At 57.5% G+C, this 12,184-nt stretch carries 8 protein-coding genes and 1 tRNA gene; 5 read left to right on the plus strand and 4 right to left on the minus strand.

The window, feature by feature from the left end:
- The first annotated feature begins 19 nt into the window (after positions 1–19).
- From guaD to ACR2R1_RS13715, 5 genes are all read left to right on the plus strand, one after another.
- On the plus strand, positions 20–1,321 hold the full coding sequence (gene guaD / locus ACR2R1_RS13695; protein WP_434110511.1) for a guanine deaminase: 1,302 nt from the start codon (positions 20–22) through the stop codon (positions 1,319–1,321).
- Between the two features lie 132 nt (positions 1,322–1,453).
- On the plus strand, positions 1,454–4,594 hold the full coding sequence (locus ACR2R1_RS13700) for a cation-translocating P-type ATPase (protein WP_434110513.1): 3,141 nt from the start codon (positions 1,454–1,456) through the stop codon (positions 4,592–4,594).
- Entirely contained in the window at positions 4,591–5,778 is a 1,188-nt protein-coding gene (gene metK, locus ACR2R1_RS13705) for a methionine adenosyltransferase (protein WP_077730722.1), read from the plus strand. Before ACR2R1_RS13700 ends, metK begins: the two co-directional genes overlap by 4 nt.
- A gap of 130 nt (positions 5,779–5,908) precedes the next feature.
- Entirely contained in the window at positions 5,909–7,018 is a 1,110-nt protein-coding gene (locus ACR2R1_RS13710) for a GNAT family N-acetyltransferase/peptidase C39 family protein (protein WP_086134663.1), read from the plus strand.
- A 1-nt stretch (position 7,019) separates the two neighbouring features.
- A complete protein-coding gene (locus ACR2R1_RS13715) occupies positions 7,020–8,495 on the plus strand; it encodes a RimK family protein (RefSeq protein ID WP_077730720.1) in 1,476 nt (491 codons plus the stop codon).
- A 34-nt stretch (positions 8,496–8,529) separates the two neighbouring features.
- On the opposite strand, the gene ACR2R1_RS13720 is transcribed toward ACR2R1_RS13715, so the two are convergent.
- The 4 genes from ACR2R1_RS13720 to amoC all read right to left on the minus strand — a co-directional run bounded on the left by ACR2R1_RS13720 (position 8,530) and on the right by amoC (position 12,078).
- Positions 8,530–8,605: transfer RNA gene (locus ACR2R1_RS13720), tRNA-Thr, on the minus strand.
- A gap of 449 nt (positions 8,606–9,054) precedes the next feature.
- A complete protein-coding gene (gene amoB / locus ACR2R1_RS13725) occupies positions 9,055–10,299 on the minus strand; it encodes a bacterial ammonia monooxygenase, subunit AmoB (protein ID WP_086132855.1) in 1,245 nt (414 codons plus the stop codon).
- Between the two features lie 110 nt (positions 10,300–10,409).
- Positions 10,410–11,153: a bacterial ammonia monooxygenase, subunit AmoA gene (gene amoA, locus ACR2R1_RS13730; RefSeq protein WP_086132856.1), complete on the minus strand. Its 744-nt coding sequence runs from the start codon at positions 11,151–11,153 to the stop codon at positions 10,410–10,412.
- A gap of 139 nt (positions 11,154–11,292) precedes the next feature.
- On the minus strand, positions 11,293–12,078 hold the full coding sequence (amoC, locus tag ACR2R1_RS13735) for a bacterial ammonia monooxygenase, subunit AmoC (RefSeq protein WP_077732835.1): 786 nt from the start codon (positions 12,076–12,078) through the stop codon (positions 11,293–11,295).
- Positions 12,079–12,184: the final 106 nt, after the last annotated feature.

The following is a 12,184-nucleotide window of genomic DNA, read 5'->3' on the forward strand; positions in this document are numbered from 1 at the left end:
AAGAATCGATACGCCAGCGATGACCGATACGATACACGCCGGCACGGTCGCCCATTTGAGGGGCGATCCGTTTGCCGGAGAAAACACTCTGGAAATCATCGAGCGAGGCGCGTTGGCGATAGACCCATCGGGCCGAGTTGCCTTGCTCGGAGAACGCGATGCCGTGCTCGACGCCTTTCCGGAGAGCGAGCTTGTCGACCATGGCGATGCTTGGCTCATCCCCGGCCTGATCGATGCACATCTGCATTTCCCTCAGTTCTACGCGACCGCCGGATTCGGAAACGGTTTGCTGGACTGGCTGGAGAACACCGTCTATCCGGCCGAGGCTCGCTTTGCCGACGAATCCTTTGCCAGGGCGGCGGCGGAACAATTCATCGAGCGCCTGTTAACCTGCGGAACGACCACCGCCATGGTGTTCGGCTCTCAGTTCTACGACGCAAACCTCGCACTATTCGAGGCGGCCGAACGATCCGGCATTCGCCTGATTGCCGGCATGACCTTGATGGACCGGAACGCACCGCCGATGCTGCTGCAAACGGCGGAACAGTCTGTCGATTCGATCGAAAAGCTCATCGGATTGTGCCGGCACGCCCCACGGCTCCACTATGCCGTTACGCCCAGGTTCGCGCTGTCGTGCTCACCCGAGTTGCTGGAGCTGTGCGGTTCGCTGCTGAGAAGCCACCCGGAAAGCTACCTCCAGACCCACATCAACGAAACGCGCGAAGAAATTGCCGCAGTGCGTACCGCATTCCCCCAAAGGCGGGACTACCTGGACGTTTACGATAGCTTCGGGCTCATCACCGAACGCACGGTGCTGGCGCACAGTATCTACACCACGGAACCGGAAATGGATCGGATGGCCGAGACGGACTGCACCGTGTGCCACTGCCCCACCAGCAATTCCTATCTCGGGAGCGGCTTGTTTCCATTACGGCGACATTTACGGCGCGGCATTCGAGTAGCCGTAGGCACGGATATCGGTGCCGGTACGCAGTTCTCCGTGTGGCGGGAACTATCCGAAACTTATAAAGTGCAGCAGTTGCAGGACTTCTGCTTGAATGCCGATCAGTTGCTCTATCTCGCGACCCTGGGCGGGGCAAAGGCACTCGGGCTTGAGAGTGAAGCGGGAAACTTCGAGCCGGGCAAGAGCGCCGATTTTTTTGTGCTCGATTACGAAGAGGACCAATACCTCGCTGCCCGACTAAGTCGCTGCGAAAACGCCGTAGAGCAGCTGTTCTCCCTATTGCAACTGGCGGATGAGCGGCACATAGCGTCGACCTACGTTCATGGGCATATGGCTGCATCCCGTAACGGATCGTAGCCGCAGGGTCACATTTTGGTAACCACGCTAAGGTAAGCTCATTTTTGACGTCCGAGACCGGATACGCAGAAGCATAGTAACTTTTCATCGCGACAGGTGCCCGTCATTCCCCGTCGCGGAACGGCTTTTCCGATGAAAGATACGTTCGATCAAAGCGCCCGCCGCCAAAATCATTCCTCCCATTCGAGCCCTGTCGGACCGATCTTGATCACGCTTGCCCATCGCGGGGCTCCCGGGCGAATCCGGGTCAAGGTTCGTGGACTCTATCGCTCGGAAATCATGAAGAAGGCGCTTGAAGAACTTCCGGCCAAGAGCCGGTGGCTCGACTCGGTCAGCGCCAATCCGCTTACCGGAAGCGCCTTGGTCCGGTTCAGACTGGATCTGCCGATTGCCCTCATCATCGACGAGCTCGAACTTTGTGCCCGTAGACACTGGAAAACCAATGCCGCGATCGGCGGACCCCGGACGAAAGTCGGACACCAGGGCACGAGGCACTCCAATGCGCTCAAGATCGGCTTTTGGAAAGCCCGGCGGGCTGCTTTTGGAAAACCGCCACTCCAAATCGTCGAGAATCCGGATTTAGAGGCCCCCTCCCGCAAGCGAGTCTGGCACGCAATCGAGGACGAAGAGGTGCTGACGGCCCTGGGGTCCGGACCGGACGGCTTGACCGGAAAGCTTGCCGCGGCGCGTCTTCTTCGTCACGGACCGAATACCTTGAGCCAGCAAAAACCCCGCTCGGCCATAGCGATGTTTGCGGGACAACTCATGAGTCCGCCGGTCGCGTTGCTCGGCGTGTCGGCGGTGATTTCCATCGCCACCGGAGGCGTCGCGGATGCTCTAGCCATCCTGAGCGTCGTGTTGATCAATGCCGGCATCGGCTATTTCACCGAAAGTGAAGCGGAAAAAATCATCGGTTCGCTGGCCAAGCTGACACCAACCCGGGCGCTTGCCATTCGGGATGGGGAGAAGACGGAAATAGCGGTCGAAAACGTCGTGCCCGGCGACATTCTGGTGCTCGAGCCGGGATCGTTTGTAGCGGCAGACGCACGTCTGATCGCCAGCAACCGGTTGACTGTCGACGAATCGGCGCTGACCGGCGAAAGCCTCCCCGTCGGCAAACACCACAACTATCTGGCTCCTGCGGACGCCCCTCTGGCCGATCGCAAGAATATGGTTCATCGCGGCACCGTCGTCACCGGCGGCAGCGGGACGGCCGTAGCGGTGTCGACCGGCCGCCACACCGAAATCGGCGTGATCCAATCCCTGGTTGGATCGGTCAAACCGCCGGAGACGCCGTTGCAGCGCCAATTGGACCGTATGGGCACCCAGCTCGCGCTGTTTTCGGGCGGTATCTGCGCGGCGATGTTCGGCCTCGGCCTGCTGCGCGGGTTCGCCTGGCTGCAAATGTTGAAGTCCTCGATATCTCTGGCCGTCGCGGCCGTTCCGGAAGGCTTGCCGGCGGTGGCGACCACCACCCTGGCCCTCGGCATACGGCGAATGCAGCGCCACCACGTGCTGGTCCGTCAGCTGCCCGCCGTGGAAAGCCTCGGTTCGGTGAGGACCCTTTGCCTCGATAAAACCGGCACGCTGACCGAGAACCGGATGCGGGCCGTCACGATCGAAATGCCCGCAATCTCCGTCACTCGCACGAACGGCAGGTTGCTGATGAACGGAGAATCGTTCGATCTGGCCGAGCAGAGAGATCTCGAACGCTTGCTTCAGATCGTGTGCCTGTGCAGCGAAGTCAAGCTGGTCGAAAACGGCAGCGGGCGCCAGCTCGACGGAACGCCGACCGAGTCGGCTTTGGTGGAGATCGCACTGGACGCGGGCGAGGACTTCAAGGCACTGCGGGCACGGCATCCGCTCGTCAAGACGGTACATCGAGCGGAGGATCGTCCGTATATGGTCACCGTTCACAAGAACACTGATGGAAAACACTTGGTCGCGGTCAAGGGCAGTCCGACCGACGTGCTCGGGCTGTGCACGCACGGGCTCCGCGACGGCGAGTACGTAGAGCTTGACGAAACGCAGTGTGCGGCGATCATGTCACAGAACGAAGGCTTGGCCGGGCGCGCGTTGAGGGTTCTGGGCGTCGCCTTCGGATACTCCGAAGATATTGGTACCGCATCCGTGAGCCAAAACCTGGTCTGGCTAGGATTGATAGGGATGGAAGACACGGTCCGCCCCGGGATGGCCGAGCTCATGGCCAAATTCCATGGAGCCGGAATCAGTACCGTAATGATTACTGGCGATCAGAGCGCCACAGCCTTCTCCGTCGGCAAACGCTTGGGACTGAACGGCGTTAAGGCTCTCGAAATCATCGATTCCACCAATCTGGACAAACTCGACCCCGACCTGCTCGCGGGCATCGTGAATGATACGACAGTGTTCGCGCGGGTCAGCCCGGCGCACAAGCTCCGCATCGTCCAGGCGCTTCAAAAGGCCGGACACGTCGTAGCGATGACCGGCGACGGCGTCAACGACGGCCCTGCTTTAAAGGCAGCCGACGTGGGCGTGGCGCTTGGCGGTGGGGGCGCCGAGGTGGCGCGGTCCGTCGCCGACATCGTTCTGGAAGACGACAATCTGCACACCATGATCGCTGCCGTTGAGCAGGGACGAACGATTTACTTGAACATCCGAAAGAGCCTGCATTTCCTGCTTTCCAGCAACTTGAGCGAAGTCGAGATCATGCTGATCGGCACGGCGCTTGGTGCCGGCGAAGTGCTGAACCCGATCCAACTGCTGTGGATCAACCTATTGACCGACATCCTGCCCGGCCTCGGATTGGCGCTCGAGCCGCCCGAGCAGGACGTGCTGAAACAGGCGCCCCGCAGCCCAACCGAGCCAATCATCCGCCGCGCCGATGCCGCCAGATTGATGCGTGAATCACTGCTTCTCTCCGGCGGCGCCATGGCTGTTTACGGATATAGCGTTGCCCGGTATGGCTTGGGGCCAAAAGCGGGCACCGGCGCCTTTATGACTATCACGCTCGGTCAGTTGCTCCACGCCATCAGTTGCCGGTCCGAGCGCACCGGCGTGTTCGATAGGGAGAAACGGCCAACCAACCGGCTATTGAGTGCGGCTTTGTTCGGTTCAGCCGCTCTTCAAATCGGCGCGGCCTTTTTGCCTCCGTTGCGCAATTTGCTCCGACTTTCGCCCATCGGCGCCCTCGATTGGGTCGCGATCGGGGCCGGAGCAACCACGCCGTTTTTAATCAATGAGGGGATTAAACGGTTAAAAACCGACTCGCAACAAAAGGAGCGGCGATCATGAAAAAGAGCTTTTTGTTCACTTCGGAATCGGTGGCCGAAGGGCACCCCGATCGGTTATGCGACACCATCAGCGACGCGATTGTTGACCGGTTTCTCCAGCAGGATCCTTACTCTCATATCGTGACCGAATGCGCCTTGTCGAAAGGAATCGTGTTCGTCGCCGCCCGCTTTGCTTCGAAAGCGACCGTGGACATTCCGGATCTGGCGCGGCAGGTTGTCGGCGCGGTCGGTTATCGCAAGGAAGATTTCAACGCCGCCGAATGCACCGTGGTCACCAGCCTTATGGCGCAACCTCTCGATCAACGGTATGAATGGGACGAGCGGGAATTGACCGACAAGGAGCTCGACCGAATCACCGTCCGCAATCAAATCACTCAGTTCGGTTTCGCCTGCAATCAAACGACCGAGCTGATGCCGTTTCCGATTACCATGGCCAACCGCTTGGCCCGGCAACTGACCGTGGCGCGCGAGAACAAAACCGTTTCCTACTTATCGCCCGACTGTACCACGCAGGTCGGCGTGGAATTCGAAAGCGGCAGACCGAACAGGATTCACAGCATTACCCTGATCGCGGGGCCTCATGGGGGCGATCAAATCGACGCAGCCCAGCTTCGCGCCGATCTTCTCGACCACGTTATCAATCCCGCTTTTGCGAACGAATCGATTCGGCCGGACGATCAGACAGACATCTTCATCAATCCGCGCGGCACTTTCCCGAAAAGCGGCCCCGCCGCACACTCGGGCATGACCGGACGAAAGACAGCGAGTGATACCTACGGCGGTTACGCGCGGCATTCCGGATCGGCCTTGTCCGGCAAAGACCCCTGCCGTATCGACCGCGTCGGCGCCTATGCCGCACGCTACGCCGCCAAAAACGTTGTAGCGGCCGGGCTCGCCGACGAATGCGAAGTCCAGCTGAGCTACACGATCGGGCAGTCCAGGCCGGTCAGCATTCAAGTGTCGGCATTCGGTACCGGCAGCGTCGACGAAAATACGATCAAGAACAGACTCGAAGAATGCATCGATTTCCGGCTAGGAGCGATCATCCGGAAATTCGGACTTCGCTACTTGCCCGCGCAATACAAAGGGATGTTTTACCGGATGCTACCGGCACACGGCCACATGGGCGCGTCATTCACCGAACTGCCTTGGGAACGCATTGATATCGAGAGCAAGCTCCGCTGATCGGCATCAGACAAGCGCAGGCTTGTTCCCGCGCTTGACCCCGCGAGCACAATGCCCACCTATTTTCGGGTAAGATGTCGGCATACAACTGCCTAGTATCTTTTCCGACACCTATCCCCCACTACCGTTGATGATTCGCGCAGCCAACTTGGACGATCTGGACGCCCTCGTTCGGATCGAAGACCGATGTTTCGATACGGACCGTATTTCCCGGCGCAACTTCCGGTATCTCCTTACCAAGGCGAATGCGGCGACCCTCGTGGATGATCATGAAGGGGTGATTCGCGGATATTCGATGGTGCTATTCCATACCGGCACCTCGCTGGCGCGCCTGTATTCCTACGCGGTCGACCCGCCGTATCGCAGCCAGGGCATAGGCCGGACTCTGGTAATAGCCTCCGAAGAATTGGCCCTGGACCGCGAATGCGTGACCTTGCGGCTCGAAGTTCGGCGCGATAATCGACCTTCGATCAAACTGTTTGAAAATCTCGGCTATCGTTATCTGGAAAGCGTTCCCGACTACTACGAAGACCACGCCTCGGCCTTGCGGTTCGAGAAAATGCTGGCACCTCATTTGAATCCGGAACTGGCTCGGGTGCCGTATTACCAGCAGACTCTCGATTTCACCTGCGGTCCGGCATCCCTGATGATGGCCATGAAGACCCTGCAATCCGATGTAGAGCTGGACCGAAAACTCGAGTTGCGGCTATGGCGCGAATCGACCACTGTTTTCATGACCTCCGGGCACGGCGGGTGCGGGCCTTATGGACTCGCGCTTTCGGCGTTTCACCGCGGGTTCGATGTCGAGGTTTATGTCAATGATGAAGGCGCACTTTTCATTACCTCGGTACGTGATCCAGAGAAACGGGTGGTGATGCAGGTCGTACAGGAGGATTTTTTGGATGAACTGAAAAGACTACCGGTCAAGATCGTGTATGCCGCCCTCAACTGCAATGAGTTGCAGGAAAAAATGGAGCAAGGCGGCATACCGGTTGTGCTGATCAGTTCCTATCGTCTTTATCAGGAAAAGTTTCCCCACTGGATCGTGGTGACAGGCTTCGACGAACATTATTTTTACGTGCACGATCCCTATGTCGATTATTCAGCCGGAAAGACAGCCACCGACTGCATCAACATGCCCATTCTCAAGACCGATTTTCAACGCATGGCCCGCTACGGAAAAACCGGACAAAAGTCTGTACTGATCCTTCGCAAATCAAAGTCGCGCCGGCGCCACTGATATGTCCGTCCACATCGTCGTTGTCGAGAGTCTAAAGGACTGGCAGCCGGACTATCCGCGCGTGCCCGTGGTTGCAGCCTGCGATTATTTATCGAAGGCCGAGTACCTGAAAACGAAGGATGTCCGCGTCATCAATTTGTGCCGCAGTTATCGTTACTTAAGCATGGGGTATTTTTGCTCTTTGCTGGCAGAGCCGCGCAGCCATCGGGTCATTCCGACCGTGAGAACCCTCACCAGCCTCAGCAGTAAATCCATTTACAGCCTTAACATCGAGGATCTCAACGGCATAATCCAGAAACGCTTCAAGAAGCGCGAGAGCAAAATCGATGAGACCTTCGAGCTTCCGATTTTTTTCGGTCGCTGCGAAGATCCGAATATGCAGGACCTTTCCCGGCAGATCTTCGATCTATTTCAATGTCCGTTGCTTAAAGTCGAGTTCCGCTATCAAGGCAAGTGGCATATAGACACCGTAAAGCCGATGCACCTCACGAGCTCGATGTGCGAACCGAACCGGCAACTTTTCATCGACGGACTGAACAGCTACCTCGCGAAACCATGGCGGAGGCCCCGCGCCAGGAGCACGTCGCGCTATGATCTGGCGGTGCTGCGTAATCCCGCCGAGAACATGCCGCCTTCCAATGCCGGCGCTTTGCAAAAGCTCGTCAAAGCCGGAAAAAAACAAGGGGTCGATGTCGAACTGATCGAGAAGAGAGATTACGAGCGCTTGGCGGAATACGACGCTCTATTTATTCGCGAAACCACCAATATTGATCACTACACCTATCGCTTCGCGAGAAAAGCGCAGATTGAAGGCATGGTGGTCATAGATGATCCCGATTCCATCCTGAAGTGCGCCAACAAGGTCTATTTGGCCGAACTAATGGACGCGCACCACATTCCCACACCGAAAAGCAAAATTCTCCAAAAGGGGCACGTCGAATCGATGAATGGCAACATCGGCTACCCCGTCGTCCTTAAGATCCCGGACGGCTCGTTTTCTCGGGGCGTATACAAAGCCGATGACGAGCGTGAATTTAGAACACTTTCGCAAAAACTGTTCAAGGAATCCGATCTGATCCTCGCCCAAGAATTCGTTTATACGTCGTTCGACTGGAGAGTGGGCATACTCAATGGACAACCCTTGTTCGCCTGCCAGTACTACATGTCTCGTGCGCATTGGCAAGTCGTCAGGCACCGATCGTCCGGGAAGGCCGTAGAGGGAAACTTTCGGACTTTACCAATCGAAGAGACCCCTAGCGCTGTCGTCGATACCGCGCTGGCCATCGCCAAACTGATCGGGGACGGTCTTTACGGAGTCGATCTCAAACAAACCGAGAACGGTGTCTACGTGATCGAAATTAACGATAACCCGAACATCGATGCCGGCATCGAGGATCACGTCCTCGGTGACAGACTCTATCAAATCATCATCGGCGAATTCGTACGCCGCTTAGATATCCGTCGCGAGAGCCGCTGAGCGATACCCGGATTCAAGGCAATGGATAGCGAAATGGAGCTGGCGAGAGGATTCGAACCCCCGACCGGCTGATTACAAATCAGCTGCTCTACCGACTGAGCTACGCCAGCAATGGATATGGATAAAACGGCATAAATTATATCACTAGAAGCCGGAAAGGAGTTGAAGGTTGTCTTCAGTTCATTCTGGCTCTGTAGTGAGTAAAATTTAGGTAAATTACCGGCTGGTACATTTTCGGCGCTAGCGTGGGCATCATTCGGAAGCATTTAGCCGGTAACCGGCACAAGCGATGCGAAACCTATGACCCACCGAGATATAGGAACCTATAGTCTTAAGGGGAACACCCTGCCCTCATAATAATATAGAGGGATAATCAGCTGGGCCCAAATAAGCCACCTTCCGCGTCATAAGCTCTCTAGGCCGCACACAGCGCACCGAGATCCGAATTAATCTCCGATCTAAACAAAGAAAAAAGCCCTCCTTCAGAGAAGGAGGGCTTTTCAGTGCCGACCGTCGGTCGTAAAGCCTCGAGGGCGCCGGGACCCGGCGCCCCGCGGTCTTACATGAAGGACGGGATCAGCGGAGCGTCGATCTGGGTGACCTGACGGCCGCCCGCATCGTCAAAGAAGAACAACAGACCGGCAAAGCGGCTGTCCGGATCGTAGATGATGTCGGACAAACGATAGACTTCCCACGCCGCATCGCTGGCGGTGACGTCAATCGTCCGCGTCTCACCCGGCTGCAGCGGGCTGTTGTCGCTCACTTCAAGCCCATCGTCCGCCAACAGGTCTTCCGGATAACCGGTGGTGTCGCGGTAGACATCGCTGTCCAGGAAACGCACCGACGCGGTGTAGAACTCACCCAACCGCACCGGCTTGTTGCCGTTGTTGGTGACGGTGAGCTTCATGCGCATCGCACGGCCCGGTACCCGGTAGGTGGCGTCGGCAACCTTCACCGAAATCGTCGACTTCGGCATTTCGATCGGCTGAATGCCTCTCATGGTGCCGGCCTGCAACGGAATGGTGATCGGGTATTTGCTGTTGGCGCTCGACATCGCGAAGATCACGATCAGGATCGTCGCCGCAGCAAAGCCCATCGCCACTTTCTTGTCACCCGCCGAGACCAGCTCGTCCGCACGGCCCGCTTCCACCATCAGGTAGCGCGGCAAGAAGGCCGGACGACGGACCCAGTACACGATCCAGGCGACGCCAATGGCGTACCAGAAGAAGTGCCAGAAGTAGGTGTTGCCTTCGTTGTAGGTCTCCAGATCCACGGTCTGACCGGTCAGGGTGGTCACCGGGTTCTTGAATTCGCTCATGGAGCCTTCGATCGTGATCCACTTGCCGGGGCCGATGATCGGACCACCGCCTTCGACGTTCATCATGGTGTGCACGTGCCAGTCACCCGGACGGCGCGCTTTCAACACAACTTTGAACTCGTAGGTCTTGCCGATCTCCAAGCGCACCGAACGCGGCACCAACTGGCCACCGATGTACGATTCTTTGCGGATGAAGACCGGACCCGGAATACCGATGTTCAAGAACGCGGTATCGGGCTCGGCGACCGTTTCCGGCCAGCCTTCGAACACGTGGAATTTACCGGTGATTTCGACGGTGTCGTTGACCTTCACCTTCTCTTTCGACCAGTTCAGATCGTACCAGTGGATGGTACGCATACGCATGAACGCCGCCTGCGATTTCTCACCGTGGGCCGAGGCGCTCGGCGCGTAGAAGCTGGTCGCGGCAAACGTGGCCAGCAAACCGACCATGGACCACTTGGCGATCCTGTCTTTGAGTAGTTTCATAGGTTCTTCCTCTCTCGAGTCTATTCTGTTGTACCCGCCTCTCAAGCCCCCGCGTCAGGGCGCTTCAAAGGCTGGGTGCGTTTTGCTTGTACGTCCGATTCCGGTCCCGATTAGGTCTGCTTCAAGAACCGAATGGTCGAGAACCAACGGCCCACAAAGTGCCACATGAAGTAGATCAGGATCGACATGAACGCCGAGAAGAAAGCCGATACCGGCGCTACGTCCTTACCGAAGGTACGCAGGGTGCCTTTTTCAACCATGCGGATGTACTCGGGGGTACCGGTACGGACATAGTTGTAACCCTGAATGTCGGCAATCGACATCAGCATGCCGTTGTATTCCACCGGCACGTGCAGCGGCGCAATCATCGGCCAGTTGCCCGGATAGAACACCAGACCCCACGCCATACCGCCCACGATCGCCGTGAACAGGTAGCTGCCCGAAAGCATCAGGAAGGTGTCGAGCAAAATCGCACCCGGAACCAGAACCGCCGGGAATACGAAGTTGATGGGGAAGTAGGTCCAGCCCCAGAAGTTGAAGTAGCGGTTGACCCATTCACCAAACAGCAACGCCAACACCGCGATGGTCGCGCCCCAGGGGTTGCGGAACTTTTCCCAGGCCCACGCCTGGATCGCCGCCGGGAAGGTCACCAACACGATCGGGGTCACCGTGACCCACAGACGACGGTCTTTCCAGTCCGACCAGAAGTCCCAGTCACCCATGGTCAACATGGCGTGAATGTGATACGAACCACACACTACAAAGAAGAAAATGAAGATCCCCAGGTAGTCAATGGTCCTGGAGACTTGCACTGCTTCGGCATGAGACCGAACCGCAGATTGAAGTGCGCTCATGAGTTACCTCCAAAAGTTCATTTATTGTCGTTTTAGACGACCGCCCGCCGGGCGGTCATCGTCACGTCCAGTGCCGGTCGCAGCGGCCGCGCCGATCGATAGTAGCTATCGTCGCCGCCCCGCCGCAACCCATCCAAACTTATTTCGCGATCAGACCTTGATCCACCGCTTCACAGATTTCCTTGCCCATCAGGTTCGAGAAGCTCGCAAACACCTGCAGCAACACGCCCATGATGGCCAATGCCAGCCAGCCGAAGATCACGAAGCCGTAGTGCAAGGGCGCTACGAACAACTCTTCCATAAACCAGAAGGTGTGACCCCATTCGTTCAAGCCAACGTTCGGCAGAATCATGAACGGACCGGTCCACAGAATCAGGTACGCCAGCGACAAGCCTTTCGAAGCCGAAAAGTGCGGCAGGCGGGTATGCGCATACAGGAACGCGCCACCACCCGTGATGATGTAGATCGGATAGCTCAGGTAGAACTCGATGATGTGCGACGGCGTGAAGTCGGTGTCGCGAACAATCGTCTGGTGCCAGGTGCCGTCCTGCTCGGTGAAGTAGCTCGCACCCCAGTAAATGGCCCATGCATACGCAAACAGCCAAATCAGGTGCGTCATGTTCCGGCGCAGTTCTTCCCGCGGCGCCAGTGCCGCCAGGTTGCGGTCACGGGTCTTCCACAGGTAGCCCCACAGAATCGAGGCGGTGACCACTTCCAGTACGATTTCGGTGTACAGGAAGTTCATCCAGTACGTCTCGAATTCCGGTGCGAACGAATCCAGACCGGCGGACCAGCCGTAGACCCCTTCATACCACCGAACCCACATATAAAAGACCGTGTACAGCATGAACGCAAAGGTCAGCCACTTCATGTCCAAAAGCGGCTTGTCTTGCGCTGCTACGCCACCAACTGTTGTTGCAGCCATAGTTTTACCTCCAAAGTTAGTACTCATTCGCGGTGCGTCGCCGCCCCGCTACCTCGTCGTGCATCCTTGTCTTCTTCATTCTTGCCCCTGGCCCAAGGGCCCCTGC

It is taken from the genome of Methylocaldum sp. GT1TLB, assembly GCF_051027445.1.
Taxonomy (GTDB): Bacteria; Pseudomonadota; Gammaproteobacteria; order Methylococcales; family Methylococcaceae; genus Methylocaldum.

Coding starts and splice junctions, on each gene's coding strand:
- ACR2R1_RS13715 (WP_077730720.1), top strand. CDS start 7,020: ATGTCCGTCCACATCGTCGTTGTCGAGAGTCTAAAGGACTGGCAGCCG.
- metK (WP_077730722.1), top strand. CDS start 4,591: ATGAAAAAGAGCTTTTTGTTCACTTCGGAATCGGTGGCCGAAGGGCAC.
- ACR2R1_RS13710 (WP_086134663.1), top strand. CDS start 5,909: ATGATTCGCGCAGCCAACTTGGACGATCTGGACGCCCTCGTTCGGATC.
- amoC (WP_077732835.1), bottom strand. CDS start 12,078: ATGGCTGCAACAACAGTTGGTGGCGTAGCAGCGCAAGACAAGCCGCTT.
- guaD (WP_434110511.1), top strand. CDS start 20: ATGACCGATACGATACACGCCGGCACGGTCGCCCATTTGAGGGGCGAT.
- amoA (WP_086132856.1), bottom strand. CDS start 11,153: ATGAGCGCACTTCAATCTGCGGTTCGGTCTCATGCCGAAGCAGTGCAA.
- amoB (WP_086132855.1), bottom strand. CDS start 10,299: ATGAAACTACTCAAAGACAGGATCGCCAAGTGGTCCATGGTCGGTTTG.
- ACR2R1_RS13700 (WP_434110513.1), top strand. CDS start 1,454: ATGAAAGATACGTTCGATCAAAGCGCCCGCCGCCAAAATCATTCCTCC.